The sequence below is a fragment of the Methanolobus halotolerans genome (genome assembly GCF_004745425.1).
Lineage (GTDB): Archaea > Halobacteriota > Methanosarcinia > Methanosarcinales > Methanosarcinaceae > Methanolobus > Methanolobus halotolerans.
In genome coordinates this window covers 195,067-221,628 of sequence record NZ_PGGK01000001.1, presented here as the reverse complement: position 1 = coordinate 221,628, position 26,562 = coordinate 195,067, and the positions used below count along the sequence as shown (strand labels likewise).

Sequence of the window (26,562 nt, the reverse complement as noted above, 5' to 3'; positions counted from 1 at the left end):
CTGACAATCAGGAGATTGCAGGTGCAAGTCGCGGGAAAGGATCCCGGGATTGCAAATGCAGAACTCAAGCTGATAACAAAAACATAAAACTGAGGTAAAAGTATGAAAAAGACAGGAATAAAAATATTTGCATACCTTTTTGTTGTGCTTATGCTGGCCAGTGTTATTCCGGCAGTAGCATTTGCAAACCCGGATAATGGACAGAAGAAACTAATTTTAGAATCTAATAATACTGGTCAAGAAGACAATGACAGTATTGCCGGCGTTCATGCGCAGGACCAGGACAGAGACAGGGTTAATGCAAATATGGATGCACCACGCAACGCAATAATGAACCAGGCCAGGGATGTTAAGAACCGGCAGGCCAGTTATGCCGAGGCAAAGGACAAATTCATACAGATAAAAGCCAAGAACAATGCCCTTGATTCCGGGGAAGCTATTGAGGCTGCTAAAGAGTATCTTAACAGTACAATCGATGTGATGATCGATTCCCTTGATAATGAGGAATATATACAGGACCTGACCGAAGAAAAAGAAGATATCGGAGCAGCAAACACAAGAGCTGAACTTGCCGGATCAGCTAAAGACATCAGAGATATCTGGAAGGATGCACGCAAGGAGAAAGTCAGCTCTTCAGCCAAGACGGCCACTAACAAGTTGAATTCAGTCATACAGGCATCTGAAGCTATGAAACTTCGCCTTGAGAGCGAGATTGCACGTATGGAGCAGAAAGGTGAAGATGTGACCGAGCTTGAAGAGATGCTGGAGGAATATAACGCACTTATACTTGAAGCGGAACAGCATCAGGAACAGGCAAGAAATGCATACTCCAATGACACGGGCCAGGATGAGATTGTCCGGAACATGAATCAGGCAGGCCAGAGCATCAGGGATGCAAATGCGGTCCTAAGGAACATGCTGCAGGTACTCAAACAGAACCGTGAAGGACTTATAGTCCTGACCGGAGAAGATACATTGAGTGCTGACGGAAATGGGACCGCAGTGATTTCCGGTAATTTCACGCTAAACTTTACTGCAGACAATGCCATGCTTGTGATAAAGGACATGGCCGGGGATGCAGAGATAAATACAGAGAATGCCGATTACGAGTCATCTAATGTCAATTCAGGTAACAGCGATAACAATAACAGGGCACTTGTCTATCACAACCTCACCGGAGATATTACTATCGATGGCAGTCGCCTAACAGTTATGCTGCGTGGAACAGACATATCCCTTGATGCGGACGGTACAGGCACAGTTATGCTCACCGGAGACGGGACCTATGTAATGAAAGGTGTAGAGAATGAGTGGGCAGTTCCTGATATGGACGTTGATGACGAGAATGAAGAAACAGAATCAGAAGATGAGGACGAAGAAGACGACTCTTTGGAAGATGAAAACACAGATGATTCAGGCGATGGATCCGGAAACGAAACCGACGGATCTGCAAACCAGACAAGTATTTAACTGAGAACATTTAATCAGGCAGATAAATAAAAATAACTAAATAAATATATTTGAGGAGAGGGATGTTCATGTTAAGACGAAAATACATTGTGATACTGGCCATCCTGGTCATTGGACTGGTGGTGTCGGGTTGTACTGAAGATATTTCTTCCGAAGATGAGGTGGTTTCAGGAGATACAGGGGTTGATAGCTCCATTGCTGATAATACTCTTAATCAAGAAATGGTCGGAATCACCGATTCCGAGATCCAGGACCTTGAAGCACAGATCGCAGAACTTGAAGCATTGATAAGTGGTATGGACCAGGAAGAGAATATATCCGTCGAAGAGATGTGAAACAAGTTCATATTTTTCTTTTTTTATTAAAATTCATATCAACATAGAAAAGTTTTATATAGAATAACAAACAATCAGATATTGCTTATTATAGATTTGCAAAAATATCATTACGAGGAAAATAATGGGGAATATGTTAAAAACCACAATTCTGCTGGCATCTCTTACAGGCTTGCTGGTCCTGGTCGGACGCCTTGTTGGTGGAATGTCAGGCATGATAATCGCCTTTTTGTTCGCAGTAGTCCTGAACTTTGGCAGTTACTGGTACAGTGATAAGATCGTACTCAAAATGTACCGTGCCCAGGAAGTCACATCTGCAGAACATCCGCAGTTGTATGGCATTGTCCAGAAGCTTGCAATGCGTGCAAACCTTCCTATGCCAAAGGTCTACATAGTCAATACATCCATGCCTAATGCATTTGCAACCGGCAGAGATCCGCAGCATGCAGCTGTTGCTGCAACTAGTGGGATACTTGACCTCCTGACCGCGGAAGAGCTTGAAGGTGTGCTTGCGCACGAACTTGCGCATGTAAAGAACCGTGACACACTTATCAGTGCAATCGCAGCAACCATAGCAGGTGTCATTACAATGATAGCTACATGGGTTCAATGGGCAGCGATATTCGGAGGAATTGGCGGAAGGGATGGCGAAGGCAACGGTATCTTAGGGTTCATTGCACTTGCGATAGTAGCACCAGTAGCTGCTACAATAATACAGCTTGCTATCTCAAGGTCAAGGGAATTCGCAGCCGATTCAGAAGGAGCAAACATATCACAAAAACCATGGGCTCTTGCAAATGCGCTGGAAAAGTTAGAATACGGCTCTTCCCACTACCAGGAAAGAAGAGGAGATGTGCAGGCATCTGAAAGTACAGCTCATATGTTCATCGTGAATCCCCTGAAAGGAAGCAAGTTGATGAGCCTTTTCAGAACCCACCCTGCTACAGAGGAACGTATTAAGCGCCTGCGCGCAATGTAAAATCAGTCAAAGAACTTAAAAAGGCTCATCTGCCCGGGTTCGACCAGGTGGATGACCTCTACACTGTTTTCTTCGAGTTTGTTAGAAAGATAATACCTGTGACAGCCCTTGGGACTTTTCTCAGCACACATTAAAGCTATTTTCCCGCCATCCCTGTTCACCCTCAGGATAAATCGCTGCAACCTCTCAAAGTCACCCCTGAATTCATCGGTACCCATGTATTCGGTGTATGTCGAATCACGCATGCCTCCAACCCCTTCGCAATGGACGTAACGAATTCCATTTTTAGGGAGGGCTTTTTCAAGATATTCCTTATTGAAATCTTCAAAAGTTGACTGAGGGTACCTGCGTATATCTACAAGGTCCGTAATCCTGTTCGCAAGAAGCATTTCAAGTAGCTCATCAAAGGACCGGTTGCCATATCCTATGGTGTAGCAGTTATTTTTTCGGGCAGCTGGTAAAGTCAACAGACAAAGGAGGGGGTTCATATAAATTTGACACCTCAGTTCTTCAGATGTTATAGATAGTGCATCCGGAAAACAAATTCTGGCTCGATATTTACCGGACTTATCCATGGATATGACATGTAGGGTTTATTTCTTTCGTTTGAACGCCAGTTTGACCCATGCATTTATGCGGATACAGAGTACTAAGATATGGAAAACGGTTAAAACGATTGTAAATGTTCCAATCACTGTCCCCCACATAAAGTTATTCGCACCAGGAATCGATAAGAATATCATTCAGAACGTACATTTTTCTCATACAGAATGAGGTAAAAATGAAAGTAGCAGTCAATATTTCGAAAATCAATGGTGAAGTATTCGCACCGTCCTCAAAAAGCTATACTCACAGGGCTATAACAATTGCTTCATTATCGGATGAATGTGTGGTTCACAGACCACTTATGTCTGCCGACACATTTGCAACTATCCGTGCATGTGAGTCTTTCGGTGCAAATATTGAAAGGAAGGACGACCGGTTAATTATTCAGGGGATGAACGGAAAACCAAAAGTTCCCGGGAATATCATAGACGTTGCAAATTCAGGTACGACCCTCCGGTTCATGACTGCCATTGCAGCCCTTACAAAAGGAGTGACTGTACTGACAGGAGACAGTTCCATAAGGACTCGTCCGAACCAGCCTCTTCTCGATGTGCTTAATCGATTGGGGGTTGAAGCATATTCCACACGTGGCAACGGATGTGCGCCTCTTGTGGTAAAAGGAGGACTAAAAGGAGCCATTACTACCATTGACGGATCAATCAGTTCCCAGTTCGTCTCTGCGCTGATCATAGCATGTCCCCTTACTACTAAAAGTACGACTTTGTCAATCAAAGGGGAAATGAAATCAAAGCCCTATGTGGATGTCACAAAAGAACTTCTTGAACAGGCAGGCTGCGAGATCCTCACTGAGGAAACAAATAATATAAAGTTCATCATCCCTGCAAACCAGAAGTATGACCTGAAGGATTATACCGTCCCCGGGGATTTCTCTTCGGCTTCCTATATCCTGGCGGCTGCTGCAATGACAGGATCAACTGTTATTGTAAAGAACCTGTTCCCGTCAAAACAGGGAGATGTGGAGATAATCGAAGTGCTCAGGCGCATGGGCGCAGATATATCATGGGACAGGGTAAAAGGCGTGGTCAGAATCACAGGAAATGGACTTCAGGGAACTACATTCGATGCAGGTGCAACTCCTGATCTTGTACCAACCATAGCAGTCCTGGCTGCATGCGCACAGGGTGTGACAGTAATAGAGAATGCAGAACATGTACGCTATAAAGAGACAGACAGGCTTCACGCGATGGCACTCGAACTTACCAAAATGGGCATCACTGTGAAGGAAGAAACTGACAAGCTCACAATAAACGGCGGAACATTGAAAAGTGCCGATCTGCACGGCTGGCACGATCACAGGATAGTAATGGCACTGACCATTGCAGGCATGGTGGCCGGGAATACCACAGTCGATACAATCGAATCGGTGGAAATATCCTATCCTAACTTCTTCGAGGAAATGCAATCGCTGGGAGCTGAACTGAAAATATTCTGATCCTTTTCCGACAAAGATACAGATATTTAAAAAATACAGGAGGGGAAGTTTCCCCTCACTTTCCTGAATATGAGTGTTCAGCAGCTTTGCGGGAACTGAGCGCTTTCTTCCGCATATAATCTGGAATCACATCTTTTTCCACAACGATCTTCGACGTACCAACACCCACAACAATGACCTTTGTCTCCACCGGTTCTTCATTTTCCCTGATAGAGAGTTCCTTCCTGGTCACCTCCAGGTCGACCTCACTTTCAGAATAACCTGCTGACTTCATGTAGTCCATTACGACCTGTTTAGCAGTAGTTGTTGCAAAATCCACGGCTTCAAGGTATTCAGAGAACATCTGTCTTCCTCCGGAAGCGAAAACAAAATACCTGACAAGCTCTTTTGTATTCTTCAGTTCTTCATTTGTTACATTCTCACCTGTTATCGGAGAGAAGTCCCGTTTTACCAGGATTTCCACACGTTTGATACCCTTACCTACAAGAGCTCCAACAGCATTGCCAACACTGGCGTATTCGGGAAGCACTATATCGGTATCAATGAGTTTCTCCATTTCCTCCTTGAATGCGACGACCGGACCACCCAGAAGTACTACAGGGGTTTCTATCTTGAATCGAGTGAAGTTCTCACCCGATAGCATTTTCTCCACGACCGACTCAGGGATACCGGCCACCAGATATGATACAAGGTCAGATGCCATATTCCATGCCACCTTACGTTTGATCTCGTTGCAGAGTTCCTCCTTTTTCATATTCATGAAGCGGGCCAGTTTTTCAGCACCAAGTACCGATGCCTCAGCATCCCACATCTGGAAATCACCAAGCACATGGAGTGCATCCGTAGGTGTAAAACCTATAGCCTGAATAAGACGCTTCTGTATCAGACTGTCCAGTGCCCTGACACTTGGCTGTTTTTTAAGCCTCAGGAAAAGTTCAGTGTACGATACAGGCATGCCCTGAATAGCATCATATACTTCCTCTTCTGTTCTGCTAAGGTCCATGGGCAAAAAACCTGTCCTTACAAAGAACTTGCTTGGCTGTACATTCTCACATAACAATTTCCGGGAAGGATTCTTGCACTCCCCCAACTTGGCCAGAAAACCAGTATACTCCACTGCAGCACGACACAGCGGTATCACCCTCCTTGGCCCGACATAGAATCTTTGGTCCTGTGTCCAGATATGACTATCACCACCGGTTGCAGACGTTTCCATTCTGATCGCTTTCACCATGGTCTTCCAGCCACCCACTACAGCACCCTGGTCACTTAACTCGGGGATACCATTCCTGATCAATGCGACATCCGTGCTGGTGCCTCCCACATCCACCATGGCACATGTATCGTATTTGGTTAGGTATGCGGCACCAACAAGACTGGCTGCAGGGCCTGAGAATATGGACTCGATCGGCCTCTCCAGAGCTTCTTCCATACTGACTACCGAGCCATCACATTTGAGCATAAGGAGATTTGCATCGATTCCCCGGGAACTGATATCCTGCATGATGGACTTGATAAACCTGTGTGTTATAGGCAATAACTGGGCATTCAGGTAAGCAGTAATGGAGCGGTCGTATGCACCGACCTCCTGGGAAAGCTCGTGACCGCAGACAACAGGCAATCCGGTGAGTTCCTTTATGATGTGTTTCACCCGAAGTTCGTGCTCTGAGTTCCTGTTGCTGAAAAATGAAGAAACTGCAAATGCAGAAACCTGATCCTTGATCTCGATGGCAAACTTTCTTACGCCTTCCTCATCAAGAGGCGCTGCTTCCTCCCCGTTGCTCGTATGACCGCCGTTCAGGCGGACATAGTACTTCGCAGGAAAACCTTCCTCAGGTATCACATAATCACCCACCAGGATCACACCAACAGGAAAACCCGTATCTTCCAGTATTGTATTAGTGGAAAGAGTCGTAGAGACAGAGACAAGTTTTACAGATCTGACATATTCGGGGTCCAGTTCATCGATTGCTTTTTTTATACCACCGATCGGATTGGGATAGGTGGTAAGTACTTTTGTGCTCCCGACTATCGCACCATCCGAATCACGGATGATAACCGCATCAGTAAACGTTCCACCTGCATCAATTCCCAGACTATATTGCATATCGTGTCACTCCTTGAGAACAAAGATCAAATTTATTAATGGTAGTGCAAAAAAGAATGGTTTTGCAATATTTAAGCATTACCATGTCATGTCGAAGAAAATAAACAGTAGAACAAAAGCAGGAATTTCAAAAAAAGAGTAAGTAGCAGGCTTAGAGCCTGCACTTCTTTTAAAATTATTTTGCCGGGATGATGAGTGATCTCTCACCAGCAGGCTCGAACTCTCTGAGAGCTCCTCTACCGAACTCCTTCCTTGGCTGTGTGAAGTCAAAGGGCAGGAGGTTGTCTGCGAAACAGACCTTGATCAGTGGGTTGACTGCAAATGCGTCTCCACGTCCTGCGTGTGCACCGGATGTGATCGCGGCGTATCCACCCTGGTGGCCTACGTTCATTGCGTAGTTGGGGTAGTTTGGTCCACGCAGTTCAAGAGCCAGACCTTCGTCGGACTGGTATGAGAATACGTTTGTTGCACCACACTGGTCCTGCAGGTCGTATCCGAAGAAACCGAGTCTTCCGAGTGCTTCCTTGTGCAGGTACATTGAGAGATACCATCCGGACAGACCGGCGTTTCCGTTACCGGTTGCAATTGATACTGCAGAACCGGCTGCTGCGGAAAGGCTGGTTGCTCTCTGGGAACCTCCGAAGTGGTCCTCGAGTGTTGTTGGGTATTTCTCATAATTCTCGATACCGTAAATGGTGGACTCTGTTGCAATGTCCTTTACGACATCCAGATTTGCCTTTACCTTGTTGTCAATACCCTTGTTTGCTGCACCATCGTACTTGTCGTTGATGTAGTCAACGTTGTAGTACAGGTTGTCATCAAGGATGTTGTTACAGTATGCTGCGGTTGCGTACTGTGTGAAACCGACACCACCGGACATGTATGATCCGAGCCATATCTGGTCATAGAGCATACATCCCGCACCGACTACCTCAAGGGCTATATGTGCTGGGTCTTCCGGATCTACACGGCTTGTCTGTACCATATCTGCCATGTGGCCGAAAGGTATTCCACCAGGCTCGTTAGGACCACGTGCACGTCTTGCAGGAAGCATTTCGCCCATCTGGATAACACCAGCGTGCTTTGCTGCATATGAAAGGTCAGCTACTGCTGCTTCACCAGCACACATGCTGTATGCTGAAATGAATGACATACCGACCTGCATAGCCATCCACCTGGTTGTCTGAGCACCGTCTGTGGTTCTGCTGACAATGGTTGGAATGTGAGCTGCCTGCCATGATGTCTTTCCGATAGCTGCTTTGAGCTGCTCTGCCTGCTCTGCAGGGAATTCCTTGTTGATGTCAATGAGGAACTGCTTGTCAATCTCATCTGCAAGTTCATCGTCACCGGTGAAGATCTTTACGTAACAGTCATCTACAAGTGCAGGGTGGGTTTCGACCATGTGCTCCTGGACGACTGCTCCACCGGGAAGTGCGTGGTTGAGTGTCTCAAGGTAGTGGTTGATCGTCTCTGGTGTGACTTCGATACCGAGCCTCTTCTCAAGGGTCTCGTGTGCCATGTCCATACCGACAACACAGGTTCTCCTGATGTCGTCCCACATCTGCTGCATTGCAGCATTGTTGACGTAGTGAAGGTCATCCATCTCGACCATCATGTCCGTTCCGGACAAAAATGATGGAGTGAGTGCTCTCTGACCGAGTGGGATACCACCACAGTGCATCATTGGGTTGTAGCCGACAAGTCCTCTCTTCTTTGAGATTTCCTGACCTGCCTTTTTCATCTCTACTTTTCGAGGGTTCTGATCGACACCAAGCCTGTAGTATGTTACATTCTTGTCTGTGATCTCACCGCCTTCCATCTTGTTGGAACCATGTTCTTTAGTGAACTTGATTTCCATTTGTTTTGCAAACTTCCTCTGTCTGTCATCTGCCATTATCATCACCTCAATTCTCTGGCTTGAAGCCGTAGATGGTCCTTTGGTCAAATACTCTGTGAACCCATTCAATGACTTCTGCGTCGTCCCTGAATGCAACGTTGTCAGCACGGTAGATTGTTGTTCTCTTTGCTGCTTCTTCTTCGGACATTGGCTTTCCAAGACTGACCTTCCTGTCAATTGGCCTGCCTACCTGATCCTTGTGCATTACAATTACGTCGCCTTCTTTTCTTACTCTCTCGAGCATGTCGAACATTACACCGTCTTCAGGAAGCCTGAGTGAGTGACCGTGGACTGTTGCGCCTCTGAGACCAGCAAGTGCCGGGTCGGTCATTTCGGTCTCGATCTGGAACTTTGCGAGTTCTTCCATGTCCCTCTCACGGGCTTCAACTACCTGACGACCGGAGAGTGTACCTGGGTCGACTCCTCTGAAGTTGATAGCTGCGTTGTAGGATCTGAAGTAGGGGGTTGCCGGTGCGTTGTACATTGAGTCAACGAACTGTACATACCTTACCCTGTCACCGGCCTTTGCGCCCGGTGTTGCTTCTACGAGTTCCCTGATAGAATCTTCCGGTTCACCCATTTCTGCGAGTGGTGGGTGTGTACTTGGGTAGTCACTGCCTGGTGCACGGTGACCAAGTACTAATGTCAGGTCTTCATCGGAAATGTCTCTGAGCTTCTCGACCTTTCCTGACATGTGTTTCCTTCTGTTTTCTGCAACGGATGTTGCTCCTGGATAATACTGTAGTTCATATGCCATAATTATTCACTCCTGATTCTCTAATGATCGCATTGTGGTTTTCACGGCTTTCACGAGTTCGTTCAGCTTTTCCCTTGAACATGATTCTCCTCGTGTAACTCCGCTCACAATTTCCATTACCCTTCCTTTGGTTAAAATATCACTTTCCTGTGGTTTTACAAGTCTTGTCTTTACCCCTGCCATTGCGAAATCCTCGAAATCCACGGGAGTCTGGCAAACAATTACTGCAGGAATACTGGCTTCTTCAAGTATCGCCTTCACCTTCCTTACTACGTGTTCCCGGATGTTCCCTGTGTGGATAACAGCAACCTTGTGCCTGTTTATCTGTGCGATCTCTTCGGGGCTTATACCAAAAGAGCCGGAACCCATATTGGTGTCCGGAACACCTGAACCGGTGTTCAGCACGAGCACACTTACCTGGATCTCTTCCCTGCGCATCCCGTACGTGAGTTCACAGACGGGTTTTGTGATATGCCTTCTTCCGGGACTCATGGCAACTGCAATCACATCGGTTCGTCCTGTCTCTGAAAGAGTACCGCGTTGTGCAAGTCCTCCCCCTCTGCCAAGACCCATACCGTGTCTGCAGTCTACAACCTGTGTTTCCCGGTCAAACATGATCATTCGTCCCTGGATTCGGATTTCAGGATGCATACAGGATAATCTTTGAGCTTTCCTTTGGGATCGGTCATTCCTATCATCAAAGGATCCGCACCGGGTCCGCGCTTAGCGTAATCCGTCACAGTCTGCTTTGTCGGTATGAAGTGACCTTGCCTGAACTCAAAAGATACAGGAAGGATCTTTTCACAAACTTCCCTGACCTGCTCTTTTACGTCAACGTTGATAACTTCCATGCGGATGCCACCTACGCAGACAGCAAGTTCCATGGCCTGACCTGCAACCTCGATGACTTTGTTCCCGGGATGCTGCACAGGTTCACCTTTTGCAGGTCCGTAAGGGACGTTCTGAGGAAGCCTCGGGCCGTGGACAAACAACCTTGTGACACCTTCGATCTCAGCGATCTCGTTCAATAAGTTCTGGGCTGTTTCCGGTCTTAGCAATCTTGAAGGAAAAATTTCAAGTTGCACAGCGTTTGTGTCTGATGAAGAATCGACCATTTGTAATTACCTGTGATATTTTAGGAGGGTTTTGGGTCTTAGAGAGCTCCTGCGACTGCTTTGATTGGGTCCTTGAACTCTTTAATAGATCCAAATACGTTACCAACAAGTGATGATGTCTTCTCGACAGTGGACATCTGTGTGCCTGCGTCAAGTGAGACAGCTGCACATACACAAGGAATTGCGAAACCTCTGGAGTGCCTGGTCACAACGTGGTTACCGTTGAAGATACCTGGTCCACCGCCACCATATATTGAATGGCTGAAGAATGAGAAACCTACTGCAGTACCCTGTGCTCTACCCATGTCACAGCCTGGAAGGCCTGTTTCCTTCTCAAGGATGTCGTTGAAGTAGAGGATGGTTGATGAAACATTCTGAGCTGCCCTGCCTGCACCACAGTTCACCATGGTTGCTGCAAGCTGACCTGCTGCTGCACATGCATTCCACATGGAGACATCGTTTGCCTTGTAGAATTTGTATCCGGATGGTGCGGTCTTGTCCACTGAGATAATACCTGCTTCAAGAGCCCTGTCCACTGTTGACTGGATAACAGTACCGATTGTACCTTCCTTACCGTTCTCCTTTACAATGTCGTAGACGAAGTTACCTGCGTTAAGACCCTGATATGCAAGGCCAAGTAACTGGTGTCTCTCGAAAGGACCTACAGCATTGCCCATCTCGTACATACCTACCTGTTCGAAGATGGATGAGAGTGCGGCTGCGTTCATTGCCTTCTTGCCAGTAATGGCTGCAATGTGGTTTGTGGTTATGTTCCTCAGGGAGTAACCGAGACCTTCGTTGTTCTGTGGGATACTTAGGATCGATGCGATATTTGCACCGGACATGTCCATTGTCTGTGGGTAGCTTCCCCATACAGCGGACTTGATGATAGGTGCGTCGAACATGTCAGTGTTAAACATGTCGATGATAGTCTGGACAACTGCTGCACCGGTTACGGTACTTGCAGATACGTAGTCAGCACCGACCTGTGCCCTTACGCTTGGTACCTGGACGATCATCTGTTTTCCGCCACCAAGCTCTTTTACGTTGGTGTCGTCGTCTTCGCTTACGCTTACGAGTTTTGCAACTGCATCCTGAATTGCACCTGCATTACCAACAATATCGTAATCAAGTTCTCTACCAAGGATCTGTTTCTTTTTGCCGCCCATTGCACCTGTTTTAAGTGATTTCTCAATGCCGGCAAGATTTACAGCAACAGTTCTCTTGGTATCTTTAATGATATTTTGGATCGCTGTGTTTCTTGTTGGAGCAATATCCATTAGATCGACGCCGCTTTCCAACAGTTTACCTCTGTCGTCGTAAATGTCTATTTTATCAGACACGTATATTTTCCTCCTATGTTTCTATGCAGAAATAACCCTTCTGGAAGCGCACATCCGATACGATGATAATCAATTGCTCTGTACCACATTACATATGTCTGCACGCAAAAGTTTCCAGTGGGAATTCTCGGGAGTATTAAGTAACGATGATGTTTAAACCTTTTGCATCATGCAACCCGAGTTCAGTATCCGCCGATAACTGAATTAATTTAAAAAAAATAATATGCAATGTTGATATCTCTTTATTCGACATCCAGATATTTACCAGGGTCCGGGGATTCACCACAAAAGTTTAAGTAAGACAGATATTATGTAAAAAACATTATGGAAATCACGGCAGATGTAGGCGGGAATCCAGGCATAGATTGTAAGGGTTTTTGTGCCTATTGTTATTTTAAGAAGGTCACAGAAGTACCACCCTTTGGTTGTAAGTACTGTTTTCCTTTCCGGAAGGGGTGCGACTATTGTACAAGAGGCGTAAGGGAAATATATTCCGGTTTCAAGCCTGCGCAGTTCGTATTCCAGGAGACTTACCAGAAAATCAACTTCAGCTCAGATAACATTGATAAAATAACGATCAGTGGTGGTGGAGACATCAGTTGTTACCCTGAGCTTATGCCACTAGTTGCCAACCTCTCCCAGTTCGGATACCCCATTCATCTGGGATATACCAGCGGAAAAGGTTTCAGTGAAGGGAACGAAGCGGAGTTTTATATCAACTATGGCGTAACTGAAGTCTCGTTCACTGTCTTTTCAACTGATCCGCAAATAAGAGCCAAATACATGCATGACCCCGAGCCTGAAGCATCCCTGCAGGTACTCAGAGATTTTTGCGCAAATTGCGACGTCTATGCTGCCATCGTGGTGGTTCCCGGAGCAAATGACGGAGAAGTACTCGAAAGAACACTCGATGACCTTGAGGAAATGGGTGCAAAAGGAGCAATACTCATGCGTTTTGCCAACAGATGCGAAGAAGGGCTGATACTTGGAAATGCACCCGTCATGGAAGGGATAAGAACCCACAGCATTGAGGAATTCACCGGTATTGTACGTAATGCGGCAGAAATGTATCGCATGAGGATCACAGGAACTCCACTTGAAGACCCGCAGATCGGTTCACCTTTTGCCATCAGGAATGAAGAGGAGGCACTTGCCAGACTCCCTCCTGTCACCAAAGAGGCAACACTGCTGACAAGCAAGGCAGCAGCAGACAGAATCGGGCTCGTTTTCGAAAAACTTGGAAGCACTGTCAATGTGGTTCCTGCAGGAAAAGATATCGCCTGCCTCATAACAGTCGAAGACCTGCAGGCACTTGACCTGTCTGAGATCAAGGAAACGGTAATAATCCCGGGCAGAGCTTTTGTGCATGACCCTGAAGCAAAAAAGGTGCTTTCAGAAGATGGTATTGACAGATTTGTTCGCAGGGGACCGGACATGCTTTCCTATGACGGGGAAATGTCCATAGGAATGACAAAGCAGGAAGTTCTTGATTTTGAGATAGAGCAGTTTACCGAGCTAATTCATGAGATAAACGCATGTGGACTTGCACCCGAATGAAAGTGCGGGTTCATCCTACATGAATTCCAGCAGGTCCATCTGTTTGGCCCTGTCATTCTCGAAAAGTGACTTCATATCCAGGCCTACAAGATCGATCCTCTGTTTAGTATAACTGGAAACATTGTACTTTTCAGCAACTAGCTTGGATACCGCCAGATATTTTTTAACAGCTCCTTCATGGACCGTCAGTATAACCCGGCCACCACATTTCGGACAGGTTCCCGTAAGTGGCGGTCTTCTGAACTTGGCTGCACATTTCACGCATCTTGTACCCTGTCTGGAAAAAGCTCTCAGATTACCGAACATGTCCGGAAGGAAATGGGAGACCAGCACCCTTTCCGCTACATTGGAAGCATCCACAGCACGTATCTTGTCCGCAAGTGCAAGCTGTGCATCCATCTTTTCCACCATACTGCCAAGTGTCTTATAAGCGCAATGAAGCGGACCAGCTGCAATATCGGTTGTATGGTGTGTGAATTTAAAATCGTCATATTGGAGAGGAGTTCCGAGCCTGCCGCTTACCAGGTCCAGTTTATCCTCGAATTCCTTTGGATTGGTATATTCGAGCGTGGCCTCGTAGAATTCAAGTGGATAGTGGTCACAGACATCAATATTGTGCGCTTCTTTGTCGACCTCACTCGGATCTATCCTGGTTGAGAGCACCAGAGGTGCGTCCATCCTCCCACCCCTTTTCTCAGGCAGGTAATCACGGGAGAAGTTCAGCAAACCGTCCAAAAGCAACATTACACAGTCTTCATCTCCGTCGCAGTTGCGCCTTTTTGCCGCATGGAAGAAAGGATGGGCATAACCCACGGATGCCTTGGTAAACCCTACCAGCCTGCCGAGTACTCCTGCAGAGGTGTGAGGTGCAAGTCCCATGAGCATGGCCCCTACCATGTCATCGATACTGTCAGCCTTATAATATGGCTCTTCACCATAGTATCTGACAAGAAGATCGTCAATATAATTCATTGTGCGTAAAAGGTATTCCCCACAATCATATGAGACAACAAGATCCTGTACCTTCAGGCATAATATCTGATCATCACGCTCCAGTGGATTACCATACATGTCTTGGGTATAACCGAGTTCTTTCAGTTTTGCCACAGGCACACTGAGCTCGTCAGGCCGGATATGTGTCAGAGGAATATCCGACATATCATACCGGACTGTGCCATCCTTGAAAGTGAATATATCATGTTTTGCCCTGAGGACACCTTTCTCGAGAGGTTCGGGAGTCATGTGCCGGGACATCATGCGCTTGACACCCTTCAGTTCGATATTGTCCCTCTCACCCAGTTTTTCGAAAGCCTTCTGGTAGATACTCTTAAAATCGAGGTTTTGCATCTTCACACACGTGGTCTTCGTACCACACTTGGGACATTCCTCCTTCTGGGACGCAATACCACATCTGGGGCATGACAATCTAGGGACTGTGAACTCCCCGCAATCACACCTATGTTCATAGCTATCCTTTCCGCAGGAAGGACAGACCCTGTTACCAATCTCAACACGGATGAGACCTACCTTGCCATTCATAGAGGATTTGTAGCCGGCAGCTGTTTCCATTTTCCTTGTATTGCCACCGGTCTCTCCTATCGGGAACAGGACATGAGGAGCAGGAGTCATCTTTCTCTTATTGGACTTTTCAGGACGCCCCATCCTTGCACCGATCCTTATAGGAGCCCTGGCACGAACTTTAAGACCACTAATCCCGCATACAGCCCCCAGAGCGTCATCCGCGGGAAGATTGTCCCATGTTCTGCAGAGACTCTCATCCAGCCCAAGGCACCGGATAAAAGGCAGGGGCTCTTTTATGGTTATCTTACCGTCCCTCACCGTATGCTGCACCAGCAGATTTTCAAGGACTGGTTTTATCTCCTTCTCAAGGACCAGATCATACGGAAGTGTGAGGCAGGACATTTCAGTATCCACAGAACCATATTTCTCAACGAACAACGATAATGCCGTCAGTTCCTCCGGTATGATATCATGCCAGAGATATGTGAACTTTGGATGCAGAGGGACAGCATATTTATCACATAACCCGAGTGCAAGATCCTGAGACGGATCCCTGAGAACAGATGCATCCAGCCTATCTTCCCGAACCAGGTTCTCATACTCCTGCACCCACCATTCAAGACAGTAGGAAGCAGGAACTAGCGGATGGTTATTCTCGAGAAAATCACCATAATTTATCAGTATTTCACCTATATCTATTATACATTCTACTTCCGGATGCATCTCAATGGCAAGCTCTTCATCATCAATTCGCATGACATCCCCGGAATTCAGCCGAACGGTCGGACCCTCCAGGGAATCCACCGGAGCCATTCCTGCCGCTTTTCCCGGACGCTCTACTTTCAGCTGAGTGCCTGCAACTATAAAGCTATCCAGCAGGACCATGCTTGCAGGACTTATCCCGGATGCTGCAAACGATGTGTTCCTTGAACGACCGTACCTGAGCCTGAAACCACCCGGGCGCATGGGGTGAGAGAAAACCGGCCTTCCGGCTATGAGGTCTGCGAGATATTTCTCTTTGGGTTTTACCCCCTTTGAATCTTCCTTTGAATCTCTTTCACTGCTCTTTGAGCCGGAAATCATCTGGTCAAGCCATTCCCAGCCATCCATTTCCAGTTTCTTTACGTGCTTTTGGACCTTCGGAGCTTTCAGGGCAAGACCTTCTGCAAGCACAAGAGCCATTCCTCCGCGTACCCTGTTGGTCGGTATCCTTTCCAGGTTACGGTAACCTTCCACCTCTTCAGCCTCGGTGGGTTCTCCGTCCAGGCATATAGGACAGTTCTCAACTATTAGACGGATCTCAGCTTCGGTAGGGGTATACTGCAAGGTAGCCACACGCCTGTAAAGAATGATCTCCTCGACATACCTTTCGACCTCTTCCTTACGAGGCTTATATCTGTCGATTCCCACGGCACGCCTTACATAATCTCCTACAAGTACGGATAACGCCTGTGCCGTCCCTCCTGCACTGCGTATTGGTCCTGCATAGTATATCCTTATGAACTCAGTGCCGTCGTCATTCTTATTGATGTCCACGCGGTCTATACCTTCAATTGGAGCAGCCACCACACCTTCGGTGAGCATGGCAACAGAAACACGGATAGATGCCTCTATAGCCTCAGCTTTTGAAGAGAACTCACCAACAACACCTTCCGCAACCGCTTTACCGATTGCGAGCGCACCTTCCTCACGAGACATTGTCTCTTCGAACTGGCGTATCAGCTCGGCAACTCCTTTGACGCCGATGAGGTTCTCAACCCTGTCCGCAAGGTCCTTGGCAAGAGGGATTTCTATTACAGGTTTTGGATCCTTACCCTTTGAACGTGCCCGGTTGGCTATATCTATCTCCTGCTCCAGCCGGGATTCAAGCACTTCGAAATAAGCCTTCATCGAGTCACTAACTACTATCTCACCCATTCAGAACCTCTGTTTTTACCCTATGATTATTATGATCTATGCATGTACGCATCCGAAGATTAAAAGCTATTGTTATGATATTAAAATTATAGATTGCTATTTAATATATAATACATAAATAAATATATACTAATAATGCTTTGATAGAATGAGATGAAAGATCTGAGAGGAATGAGATGAAAAAAATAATAGTGTTTTTATTGCTTTTACTGACTATCTTTATGCAGCCTGCCAGTGCTGAGATGTTCAATGACCTTGATATGAAAGTGAACGAGTATAATGAGAATGCCAGCCATGTTCCTTCCCTGCTCAAAAATATGCTTGGAGATGAAGTAATACATCTCCTGATAGAGATGAATGATGGCTCAGAGCTTCATATCAAGGCAGTGACAGAAAAAGCCCTGATCACAACATTTGAAGAAATCGATTCTGAAGACTATATCGGAGCTACGGTCAAAGTAACTTTGGAAGAGAATGCCGTTCAAGAATTGCTGGATTCCGGGAATCCTGTTGAGGCTTTCCTTAATGCAATGAAAAATAAGGACATTAATATCGAGCCGGTTGGCCTCGCAGGCACCATTAAATTCAAGGTAGCAAACATTCTGCTTAACTTATCAGATATATTAGGACTTACATAAGTTAAGTTTTTAAGCCGTTTTTTATTTCAAAAATATGGCCATAAGACTAGCGGACATCCAGTTCGCTAGCCAGATCTTTATATACCCGTCCTTTGTCAGTGGTAATGAACATATTACCCTTCTGTTCTATCAGTTGCTTGTCCTCCAACCTTGTTAGATACTTGTTTGCTATTGTTGAATTCAAATTCGCCCCGTAAACGATTTGAGTCTTCTTTGCGCCGTTTGTAGCGATTTTTAAAATAGCAAGTGTAATATCCAGTCTACTTCTCCTAATAAGAATGCCCCCCCGCATCTAAATTCATACTATATGCCCAGTTCTGTTTTATTCTGGTTGATAAAGAATATTGCAACACAAATATTTAACCTAATCGTTTTTGAATATTCTTTCGTAATAGAAATCGCGAATAGAAAAATAATTTTCAAATCCTTTCATAAAAAAGAATATGGAGATAAAAGGCGATAGATAGGTTTATAATAAATACCGCTGTACAAAGACCGAATACTCAAATGCGGGAGTAACCAAGCGGCCAAAGGTGGCAGACTCAAGATCTGCTCGCGCAGGCGTTCGGGGGTTCGAATCCCTTCTCCCGCACCACAAGGTGATTTTTTTTGCAAGGAAACATTTCCTATGACGATGTAGTGTTTTCCGTGGCTGATATATTAAAAAGGTCCGAGACCAGCCTGCCACACGATGTTATCAATGCATTGCGGACAGCAAAGGCAAATGAATCCTCCCCTGTAGCAAGGGAACAGTTAGAAGCAATCCTCAAGAATATAGATATCGCCAGCAGGAAAAATATTCCCATTTGCCAGGATACTGGCATACTCATATTCTTTGTAGATATAGGAAGGGAGGCCAGGCTTGATTTCAACCTGGAGGAAGCGATAGCAGAAGGTGTCAGGCTTGCCACCGAAAAGATACCTCTGCGCCCCAATGCAGTTGACCCTATTAGCCGCAACAACAGTGGGAACAACATCGGTGATGGCATACCTGACATAAAATACGATCTCACGGAAGGCAACGGTATAAAGATAACCGTAGCCCCGAAGGGGGCAGGTTCTGAGAACATGAGCACCCTGAAGATGCTTAATCCCACAGAGACAGGAGAGATCAGGCGATTCGTACTTGAAACGGTCCTGAAAGCAGGTGGAAAACCATGCCCGCCAATCGTTGTCGGAGTTGGCATCGGAGGATCTTTCGACAAGGCAGCAAGACTTGCAAAACTTGCCCTGCTGGAAGATACGGGCAAGATGGATGAGCTTGAAAGAAGTATACTTGACGACATCAACTCTCTCGGCATAGGGCCTATGGGACTTGGAGGAGATACAACCGCCCTTGCAGTACACGTGAAAAAGGCATTCTGCCATACTGCCTCCCTGCCCGTGGCAGTTAATATCCAGTGCTGGGCCAACCGCCATGCATCTGTTACACTCGGAGATGGTGAATAATGGAGTACCACCTGAAGACACCTCTGCAAAAAGAGGAAATTCTCAAGCTTGATATCGGTGATGTTATCTATCTCACAGGGACGATACTCACCGCCAGGGATGAAGCCCACGCACGCATACTTGAACTGACCGAAAAGCAGGAAGAGCTTCCCTTTGATCTTGAAGGTGCGGTCATTTACCACTGCGGGCCCCTGGTACAGAAAAAAAATGAAAAATGGGAAGTAATTGCTGCAGGGCCCACCACCAGTGCACGCATGTCAAAGATGACACCATTACTCCTTAAGAACTACAACGTTTCAGCCCTTATAGGTAAGGGTGGTATGGACGGTGTTACCGATACACTCAAAGGAAAATGTGCCTACCTTGCATTTACCGGAGGCTGTGCGGCCCTTGCTGCAGAGAACATAAAGAATGTCACAAATGTCCACTGGCCAGACCTTGGGATGCCGGAAGCGGTGTGGGAGCTAGAGGTGGAGAACTTCGGCCCGCTAGTAGTAGGCATTGATGCAAAATGTAACGATCTTTTTTCAGAAATAGAGGAAAAGGCCGGAAAAGTAGTCGCCGGCCTTAGATGAAGAATGTGAAAACTATCCAGGCAATCATTGTCATGATAATGGAGTGCTTCAGTCCCCTGGAAACTGCACCTTCTCCCATCTGACCTGCAACAAGCCCGCTCATAAAACCCTGTATTACTGCAGTGTGAAGCATAAGCCGCGTATACTGGGCAGGATCGAATGCACCTATGAACTGGCTACCTGCACCTGCTGCGGATGCAGCCTTTCCTGCTTCTGCCATGGTGGGAACAAATGATGATGTAAGCATGGCTATTACAAAAAGGAACACAAAGAACGACATATAAATGATCACCACATAGACGATCATGTTCCCGTTCCTCTCCTGTTGAAGCAGTTTTACTTCTCTTGCATCACGGGCTGCTGCTTCCAGCACAGATGAAACACGTCCTCCGGCCCTGCTTGCCTGGGTGATCAGAGATACAGATCTCGTAATAATAGGTGTTGGCACCCTGCCGGCAAAGTTCTGAAGAGTCTGTTCAAAAGAAACACCCCATGAAATTGACAGGTCCATCTTCTTGACTTCCGGAGTAAGAGCCCCGTATTCTCCTTTTGCAACAGTGTTAACTGATCGTGGAAGTGTCAGGCCGGCCCGGCTCATTTCAGAAATGTCCCGAAGGAAAGTTGGCAGGTACTCCTCGATCTTGTCAGTATTCCGTGCCTTTTTTTGATAAGCAATCGCAGGAGGTGTTATAATAGTTAATGCTGTGAAAATTATCACATCGTCTATAAGCGGTGTGCCCCATGTCATGAACATTCCGAAAGTAAAAACCAGCAAAGCAGCCGGAACACTTATGAGAAATGTATATTCAGGATTCCTGAAGAGTGTATTCCCCGGATTCTTGAGAAACTCCTTCAGAAGTACATTTTTCTTTGATTCCTCCATCTTCTCACTGACCATGGAGTCTTCAAGTACACACAGCTCCTCCTCGGTAAGGTTCATATCGGAATACAGGTTTTTCTTGAATAATTCCTTGATCTTCATATCAGGTCTCCGGGGTCATACTGCTTATAAGGATAACATACATAATGCTGCCGACCGGGATCAGTGCGTATATTATCAGGTACAGGAACACCATTTGCGCACTGCCCATTATTGACATTATAGATATAACGACTATCAGGAAAAGAGGGCCGGCTACAAAAGCAGTGACATAGGTCTCGCCCAGAAGTCCGAGAGTCTCCAGGAATTCCTTCTGACGCTGCCTGTTCTCCATCAGATACTGCTCGGTCTTTATCTGGAAATAGGTTTCAAGCTCTCCCCCGGAAGTCACAACTGTTATTGCCCCCTGAAGGAAATCCTGCAACATTGTAGAAGGAGTGGTCATTGAAAGATCCTTCATAGCCGTTACAAGATCGGTACCAAGAATTTCAAGATCACGTACCAGATAACGGCATTCCACCGCAACCTCACCATAGATAGGGTTACTCGCAAGGGACCTGAAAAGATCCACAGGCAATACACCTGCTCCGGACATTGCAGACATATAATTAACGGCATATGGGAGCATAATGTCGATCTTTCGCTTCCTGTCGCTTGACATCAATATCGGGTACAGCATGAATAATTGGTAGATTATCAGGAAAACTATTCCCATGACAAGAATACCACCAATTATGGCGACCACGAAGGATTTGTACTCCATATACGGGGCCACCCATGCAGGAAATGTAAGTCGGGTGGCCCTGAAAGCAGGAACACCAAGGAACGCAATTATCAAAGAGAAACCCATAAGAGCAACAACAGAACTTATGATCGAAGTCAGCAATGCACCTGAAAGATAGGTATCATATGCCATATCCGACCTGTTCCTTAACAGGTTACGGCGAAGATCGAAATACTTGAGCCTTTTCTCCGAATAATACTTACCGAAGATGTTGAACGCAAAAGTAAAATATGGATTAACCATAAAGATCCTGCCTTACGATTTTCATTAATGTTTCAGGTTCACGGTTGTACGTAACCACGATCTTTGCAAATTCCTTGAAATGGGCGATATTTTTCTCACGGGCCCATTCCAGAATGTCCTGGCGACGTTTCAGTTCCTCACGCACCCTTTCTTCAGTCCAGCCCCTGCTCTCCATGACATTTTCTACCACATAGGACCTTCCTGAATACTGGAACATATCCCTTGCAGCGTCCCATGAGAATACATCATTGGTAAGCAGTTCACCTGTCCTCGGGTCGACACCGACTATCTCGGTCAGCGTCTTACATCTTCTGACACGCTCATCACCGACCTTTACCTGGACCTGGATAGCTACAAGGTCAAGCGCCTGGATCATGATCCTCGGGACATTTATAGGGGGATTCTCCAGCCTGTGAACGACCGACTGTACGGAGTCAGCATGCATGGTGGAGAAGGTAGTGTGGCCTGTAGACATTGCCTGGAAAAGTACATAGGCCTCGGCTCCCCTGACCTCACCCACAAGTATGTATTCAGGCCTCTGCCTCAGGGATGCCCTCAGAAGTTCATACATCTCAATGGAACCCTTGCCACCGCCTTCAAATGATTGTCTTGTGACACCGGGTATCCAGTTGGGATGGGAAAGGTTGAGTTCCCTTGTGTCCTCTATGGACACTATTTTCATTTCCGGCTGTATGAAAAGGGAAACAGCATTCATTGCAGTCGTCTTTCCTGATGCCGTACCGCCTGCAAAGATAAGACTTTTATTGGATTCGACAGCAAGCCACAGATAGGCCATTATCGCCGGGGAGAATGTATGGAAATCGATCAGGTTCGTAGGTGTGATAGGATTATCCTTGAACCTCCTGATAGTAAAAGTACTTCCACGCGTGGTGATCTCCCTGCCAAGTGTCATCTGTATACGGGAACCATCAGGCATTGTAGCATCCAGGAGAGGGTTTGCAATGGAGACATGTCTGCCGCATATCTGTGCGATACGTATGGCGAAGGAATCCAGTTCATCGTCACCTCTGAACTCTATGCTGGTAGGAATAGAATTATACTCCTTGTGATATACATAGATGGGAGTATCGGGACCGTCACATGAGATATCCTCAAGGTAAATATCCTTCATCAGAACATCGATCTCACCATATCCAACATAATCCCGGATAAGGTGATACATTATCCTTTCACGTTTTTTAGGAGATATATCGATCTGATATTCCCGGAGATATTCCATTATATTATCACGCAGGTAAACCTGTGCATTCTTTCTGGATATCTCTTTAAGATCAATGTCAAGTGTTTCTACGAACTTCAGTTTGATAGCATCCAGAAGTTCCTTTTCTTTCTCCCGAAGTATGGGCTCCAGTGCCTGATACTGAAACTCATGCGATATTGGATCATAGGCGATCCTTACATATGCATAAGGAGGATTTACTTCGTATAACTCTACTTCCTTGTAAGGACTATCCGCAGGAATTGTAAAATCAACAATAGGACCATGCTCTATCATGTGATAAGGGTCAACATTGATCTTCTTCCTTGCAAAAAGCTTGTTGATGCGATCTTTAAGGGTCTCGGAATCTTCGTCGTCCTCATCTGTTTCCTCTTCAACAGGTTTCTCTCTGAAGATCTCCTTTGCCACCTGTTCCCACTTAAGCTCCATCTCATCAGATATCCCATCATCAAATCCGGAGTCAAGGGATGAGGCATCCACCTTGCTTTTAAGTTCCTCGATGCTCACAACCTCATCGAAGGGGAGGACCAGATCAGCAAGCTCATCCACAAATATATCCTCATCAACAATTGGCACAAGCTCATAGGTATTATCATCAGCCAGACTCTCTGTTGATTCACGGATAACAAAAGAATCCCCTGGCAGAGAGGCAGGAATAGTATATTCTTCAGAAACCAGCGTCGTGATATTATCGGTCTGCACCTCAGCAGGAAGTTCTTCTGTTCCTGCATTATCTGAGGGCAAGACGTCTTCGGTGCCTATCGAAGATCCGGCTGTTTCAATCGCCTCACCGCCATCAGGAAGGTTTGGGATATCCTTTTTGCCGTCTTTATCTCTAGATGTCTTATCATCCATAATTACCAGCTCCTGTCAGGATCTAATCTCTTATTCCGGGAACTGAACAATTCATGTAATTTCCTGGCGTGCACACTGACAGACCTCACTTCCGGTTCATGGACAACAGTGTCCTTTTGCCTTTCTTTTGCTTGCTCTTATCCTCAACAAATGTTTCAATTGCGGGAACCTTGATACCTGCGATCTCCGCAGAAAGCCTGTTGAAGCCTACCGATACAGGAGAACCGGGATACTTGACCACGATCGGTGCCTTGAATGCAACCGAGTTCTTTACATTGGGATCTTCCGGAAGGTTCTCAAGGATCTTAAGGCCCAGAGTGGTCTCTATTCTTTCGTTGCTTAGTTCATTGTTTATTACGCCGGTCCTGTTCACCATGACCCCGAAGAACTGTTTACCCATTGAGTCAGATATCGCTTTGACCTTCATTGCACCTGCAAGAGATGCAATATCAGGGTTCATCAACTGTATTATCTCGTCTGCAAGCGACACCACCGATAATGAGTTCTTGCTGATACCAGTAGGAGAGTCGATCAGTATGAACTCGAATTTCTCTCTGATACTTTCTATTAAATCTGCCAGCTTACCCGGGTCAGTGTTCATAAAACTGTGCAGAGATATGCTTCCTGGCAATACCTTGAGATTGTTAGGTCCGTCATAGATAGCATCCCTGACATCAGCATCACCTGAAAGAACATCATGCAGTGTCGCCTTTGTCTCAAGGCCCAGCATAAGCCCTATAGTGGGCATACCCAGGTCCGCATCAACAATAAGGGTCTTTTTTGCAAATCCTGCAAGAGCGGCTCCAATACTAATAACAGCAGTGGTAGAACCTGTACCACCCTTTCCTGATATGATTGTGTATATTTTTGCGGTCATGAAACACCCCAAGATCGAGTATAGTGAGATATAAATATATTTAATTAAAAAAGGTATTATAAATATAAAAAGATATGCATAATATTTTTAGAGTGGTACTGCCAAAACAAGCAATTTATAGGATAACGCCAAGAACGAACTATGGATCGAAAAGACATCAAACTCTTCATTTACCACGCAAGCCAGTGTGATCCCAAAAAATGCACAGGAAAGAAGATGGCCCGGTTTGAGCTTGCAAAGATGTTCGAAAAAGTAAACCGGATTCCCAGGGAATCGATCTTACTGGACCCAATGGCCGAAAAAGCCCTGTCTCCACAAGATAGTTCGGGGAAAGGTATCACAGTACTTGATTGTTCATGGGAGCATGTTGAAGAGGTGTTCCCGAAGCTTATAAAGCTCAATCTACAACATCGTGCACTTCCCTTTCTGGTTGCAGGCAACCCCGTCAATTTCGGGAGACCTTTCAAGCTCACCTCAGCAGAAGCCTTTGCTGCAGCATTATACATACTTGGAAACAAGGAACAGGCACAGGCAGTGATGAGCAAATTCAACTGGGGACATACGTTCCTGGAACTGAACCATGAACCACTGGAAGAGTATTCTACTGCGAAGGACAGTAAAGAGATACTAAGTATACAGAGCGAGTACATTTGAATTTCATCTGCATAAAGTACGCAAGGTCATATCATGAAAATGCAGATTGGAGTCATTGGTGCCTGTATATGTGATGCGGACCTGTACCTGATGGCTGAGGAAGTCGGGTATGAGATCGCAAGAAACGGTGCTTTTATTATTTGCGGAGGGCTCGGAGGAGTTATGGAAGCCGCACCAAGAGGAGCGAAAAAAGTAGGTGGCACGACCATAGGAATACTTCCCGGAGACAACCGGCTAAGTCCGAATCATTATATCGACATCGCAATTCTCAGTAACATGGGCCATGCACGAAATGCCATCATCGCCCAGTCATGCGATGCTCTGATAGCTGTGGGAGGAGAATACGGAACCCTTTCCGAAATAGCTCTTGCCCTGAAAATGGGAAAAACAGTCGTCACCCTCGAATCCAGATGGGAAATCGAAGGAACTATAAAGGCTGACAGTCCCCGGGAAGCCGTTGAACTTGCCTTATGTGCCGCAGGGACAGGACAGGATCTTAGCTTCTTCTAAGTCATATCCTGAGGTCCAGTCCGATGGGGCAGTGATCCGAGCCTGTCACATCCGACAGAATGTAGGAGTCAGATATATTATCCATGGCATTCTCGCTGGCGTAGAAATAATCGATCCTCCAGCCGACGTTGCGTTCTCTTGCCCGGGTGCGCATGCTCCACCAGGTGTATTGACCGGCTTTCTTGTGGAAGTGTCTGAACGTATCAACATAACCATGGCTAAGTAATTTATCTATCCATTCCCTTTCCATCGGGAGGAAACCCGATACAGTTTCATTCTCCTTCGGGCGTGCGAGGTCTATCTCCTTGTGGGCAGTGTTTACATCCCCGCATATTATCAGTTTCTTACCCTTGCCTTTCATGGTATCGGCATATTCCAGGAAAGCATTATAGAACTCCATCTTGTAGTCCAGCCTTTCTTCGGATGCTTTTCCATTAGGGAAATATATATTGAATAATAAGAAATCTCCGTAATCTGCTATCTGCACCCTTCCTTCGCTATCGAACTTCTCGATACCGAATCCGCACCTGATACTTTTCGGCTGTAGCTTACTATAAATTGCAACACCGCTGTAACCTTTCTTTTCTGCCGAGGCAAAATAGCTGTGATAACCATCAACCTCTGTCAGACCTTGATTCAGTTGCTCCTGTTGGGCCTTTGTCTCCTGAATGCATAGAATATCGGGCTGTTCACGCTTCAACCATTCAACAAAACCTTTCTTTTGAACCGACCTGATGCCATTGACGTTCCAGGAAATGATCCTGATCTTTTTCATTGTTTACCTCTGTGAGAATTACTTT

General features: G+C 46.1%; 24 protein-coding genes and 1 tRNA gene. 11 read left to right on the top strand and 14 right to left on the bottom strand.

The window, feature by feature from the left end; genetic code table 11:
* Nucleotides 1-102: 102 nt before the first annotated feature.
* The 3 genes from CUN85_RS01105 to htpX all read left to right on the top strand — a co-directional run bounded on the left by CUN85_RS01105 (nt 103) and on the right by htpX (nt 2,784).
* Nucleotides 103-1,470 (top strand): hypothetical protein, encoded by a 1,368-nt coding sequence (locus CUN85_RS01105; RefSeq protein WP_135388117.1) that lies wholly within the window; start codon nt 103-105, stop codon nt 1,468-1,470.
* Between the two features lie 68 nt (nt 1,471-1,538).
* Nucleotides 1,539-1,805, top strand: a complete 267-nt coding sequence (locus tag CUN85_RS01100; RefSeq protein ID WP_135388115.1) for a hypothetical protein — start codon at nt 1,539-1,541, stop codon at nt 1,803-1,805.
* A gap of 124 nt (nt 1,806-1,929) precedes the next feature.
* Complete coding sequence (htpX, locus tag CUN85_RS01095) at nt 1,930-2,784, top strand: zinc metalloprotease HtpX (RefSeq protein WP_135388113.1); 855 nt, start codon at nt 1,930-1,932, stop codon at nt 2,782-2,784.
* A 2-nt stretch (nt 2,785-2,786) separates the two neighbouring features.
* Here htpX and CUN85_RS01090 read toward each other — a convergent pair whose 3' ends face one another.
* Nucleotides 2,787-3,251 (bottom strand): DUF488 domain-containing protein, encoded by a 465-nt coding sequence (locus CUN85_RS01090; RefSeq protein ID WP_235856138.1) that lies wholly within the window; start codon nt 3,249-3,251, stop codon nt 2,787-2,789.
* 314 nt (nt 3,252-3,565) lie between these two features.
* Between CUN85_RS01090 and aroA the strand changes: the two genes are divergently transcribed.
* Nucleotides 3,566-4,843 carry a 3-phosphoshikimate 1-carboxyvinyltransferase gene (aroA, locus tag CUN85_RS01085; protein ID WP_135388109.1) on the top strand — a complete coding sequence of 426 codons (1,278 nt, stop codon included), beginning with the start codon at nt 3,566-3,568 and terminating at the stop codon, nt 4,841-4,843.
* A 55-nt stretch (nt 4,844-4,898) separates the two neighbouring features.
* Here aroA and CUN85_RS01080 read toward each other — a convergent pair whose 3' ends face one another.
* From CUN85_RS01080 to mcrB, 6 genes are all read right to left on the bottom strand, one after another.
* Nucleotides 4,899-6,950 (bottom strand): hydantoinase/oxoprolinase family protein, encoded by a 2,052-nt coding sequence (locus CUN85_RS01080; protein WP_135388107.1) that lies wholly within the window; start codon nt 6,948-6,950, stop codon nt 4,899-4,901.
* A gap of 175 nt (nt 6,951-7,125) precedes the next feature.
* Nucleotides 7,126-8,844 (bottom strand): coenzyme-B sulfoethylthiotransferase subunit alpha, encoded by a 1,719-nt coding sequence (mcrA, locus tag CUN85_RS01075; protein WP_135388105.1) that lies wholly within the window; start codon nt 8,842-8,844, stop codon nt 7,126-7,128.
* 10 nt (nt 8,845-8,854) lie between these two features.
* The gene (gene mcrG / locus CUN85_RS01070) at nt 8,855-9,604 is read right to left on the bottom strand and encodes a coenzyme-B sulfoethylthiotransferase subunit gamma (protein ID WP_135388103.1); all 750 of its coding nucleotides are present in this window, start codon (nt 9,602-9,604) and stop codon (nt 8,855-8,857) included.
* A gap of 6 nt (nt 9,605-9,610) precedes the next feature.
* Nucleotides 9,611-10,222 carry a methyl-coenzyme M reductase I operon protein C gene (mcrC, locus tag CUN85_RS01065; protein ID WP_135388345.1) on the bottom strand — a complete coding sequence of 204 codons (612 nt, stop codon included), beginning with the start codon at nt 10,220-10,222 and terminating at the stop codon, nt 9,611-9,613.
* Nucleotides 10,222-10,719 carry a methyl-coenzyme M reductase operon protein D gene (mcrD, locus tag CUN85_RS01060; protein WP_135388101.1) on the bottom strand — a complete coding sequence of 166 codons (498 nt, stop codon included), beginning with the start codon at nt 10,717-10,719 and terminating at the stop codon, nt 10,222-10,224. The genes mcrC and mcrD overlap by 1 nt, the downstream gene beginning before the upstream one ends.
* Before the next feature lie 38 nt (nt 10,720-10,757).
* Nucleotides 10,758-12,062, bottom strand: coding sequence for a coenzyme-B sulfoethylthiotransferase subunit beta (gene mcrB, locus CUN85_RS01055; protein WP_135388099.1), 1,305 nt, complete (start codon nt 12,060-12,062; stop codon nt 10,758-10,760).
* A gap of 324 nt (nt 12,063-12,386) precedes the next feature.
* On the opposite strand from mcrB, the gene mmp10 reads away from it, so the two are divergent.
* Nucleotides 12,387-13,619, top strand: coding sequence for a methyl coenzyme M reductase-arginine methyltransferase Mmp10 (gene mmp10 / locus CUN85_RS01050; protein WP_135388097.1), 1,233 nt, complete (start codon nt 12,387-12,389; stop codon nt 13,617-13,619).
* 15 nt (nt 13,620-13,634) lie between these two features.
* On the opposite strand, the gene CUN85_RS01045 is transcribed toward mmp10, so the two are convergent.
* Nucleotides 13,635-17,057, bottom strand: coding sequence for a DNA polymerase II large subunit (locus tag CUN85_RS01045; RefSeq protein ID WP_135388095.1), 3,423 nt, complete (start codon nt 17,055-17,057; stop codon nt 13,635-13,637).
* A gap of 176 nt (nt 17,058-17,233) precedes the next feature.
* Between CUN85_RS01045 and CUN85_RS01040 the strand changes: the two genes are divergently transcribed.
* Nucleotides 17,234-17,695, top strand: coding sequence for a hypothetical protein (locus CUN85_RS01040; RefSeq protein WP_135388093.1), 462 nt, complete (start codon nt 17,234-17,236; stop codon nt 17,693-17,695).
* A 46-nt stretch (nt 17,696-17,741) separates the two neighbouring features.
* Here the strand turns inward: CUN85_RS01040 and CUN85_RS01035 are convergent, their stop codons facing one another.
* Nucleotides 17,742-17,987, bottom strand: coding sequence for a winged helix-turn-helix domain-containing protein (locus CUN85_RS01035; RefSeq protein ID WP_135388091.1), 246 nt, complete (start codon nt 17,985-17,987; stop codon nt 17,742-17,744).
* A gap of 217 nt (nt 17,988-18,204) precedes the next feature.
* Between CUN85_RS01035 and CUN85_RS01030 the strand changes: the two genes are divergently transcribed.
* From CUN85_RS01030 to CUN85_RS01020, 3 genes are all read left to right on the top strand, one after another.
* Nucleotides 18,205-18,290: transfer RNA gene (locus tag CUN85_RS01030), tRNA-Leu, on the top strand.
* 14 nt (nt 18,291-18,304) lie between these two features.
* Nucleotides 18,305-19,144, top strand: coding sequence for a fumarate hydratase (locus CUN85_RS01025; RefSeq protein ID WP_135388089.1), 840 nt, complete (start codon nt 18,305-18,307; stop codon nt 19,142-19,144).
* Nucleotides 19,144-19,719 (top strand): FumA C-terminus/TtdB family hydratase beta subunit, encoded by a 576-nt coding sequence (locus tag CUN85_RS01020; protein ID WP_135388087.1) that lies wholly within the window; start codon nt 19,144-19,146, stop codon nt 19,717-19,719. Before CUN85_RS01025 ends, CUN85_RS01020 begins: the two co-directional genes overlap by 1 nt.
* Here CUN85_RS01020 and CUN85_RS01015 read toward each other — a convergent pair.
* The 4 genes from CUN85_RS01015 to minD all read right to left on the bottom strand — a co-directional run bounded on the left by CUN85_RS01015 (nt 19,712) and on the right by minD (nt 24,598).
* A complete protein-coding gene (locus CUN85_RS01015; protein ID WP_135388085.1) occupies nt 19,712-20,701 on the bottom strand; it encodes a type II secretion system F family protein in 990 nt (329 codons plus the stop codon). The genes CUN85_RS01020 and CUN85_RS01015 overlap by 8 nt on opposite strands.
* A 1-nt stretch (nt 20,702) precedes the next feature.
* Nucleotides 20,703-21,626, bottom strand: coding sequence for a type II secretion system F family protein (locus tag CUN85_RS01010; protein WP_135388083.1), 924 nt, complete (start codon nt 21,624-21,626; stop codon nt 20,703-20,705).
* On the bottom strand, nt 21,619-23,721 hold the full coding sequence (locus CUN85_RS01005) for a type II/IV secretion system ATPase subunit (protein WP_135388081.1): 2,103 nt from the start codon (nt 23,719-23,721) through the stop codon (nt 21,619-21,621). Before CUN85_RS01005 ends, CUN85_RS01010 begins: the two co-directional genes overlap by 8 nt.
* An 85-nt stretch (nt 23,722-23,806) precedes the next feature.
* Nucleotides 23,807-24,598, bottom strand: coding sequence for a cell division ATPase MinD (gene minD / locus CUN85_RS01000; protein WP_135388079.1), 792 nt, complete (start codon nt 24,596-24,598; stop codon nt 23,807-23,809).
* A 141-nt stretch (nt 24,599-24,739) separates the two neighbouring features.
* Here minD and CUN85_RS00995 point away from each other — a divergent pair, with 141 nt between their 5' ends.
* Together CUN85_RS00995 and CUN85_RS00990 are read left to right on the top strand one after the other, a co-directional pair.
* On the top strand, nt 24,740-25,252 hold the full coding sequence (locus CUN85_RS00995) for a DUF367 family protein (RefSeq protein ID WP_135388077.1): 513 nt from the start codon (nt 24,740-24,742) through the stop codon (nt 25,250-25,252).
* 33 nt (nt 25,253-25,285) lie between these two features.
* The gene (locus tag CUN85_RS00990) at nt 25,286-25,762 is read left to right on the top strand and encodes a TIGR00725 family protein (protein WP_135388075.1); all 477 of its coding nucleotides are present in this window, start codon (nt 25,286-25,288) and stop codon (nt 25,760-25,762) included.
* 1 nt (nt 25,763) lies between these two features.
* On the opposite strand, the gene CUN85_RS00985 is transcribed toward CUN85_RS00990, so the two are convergent.
* Nucleotides 25,764-26,537, bottom strand: a complete 774-nt coding sequence (locus CUN85_RS00985; protein ID WP_135388073.1) for an exodeoxyribonuclease III — start codon at nt 26,535-26,537, stop codon at nt 25,764-25,766.
* Nucleotides 26,538-26,562: the final 25 nt, after the last annotated feature.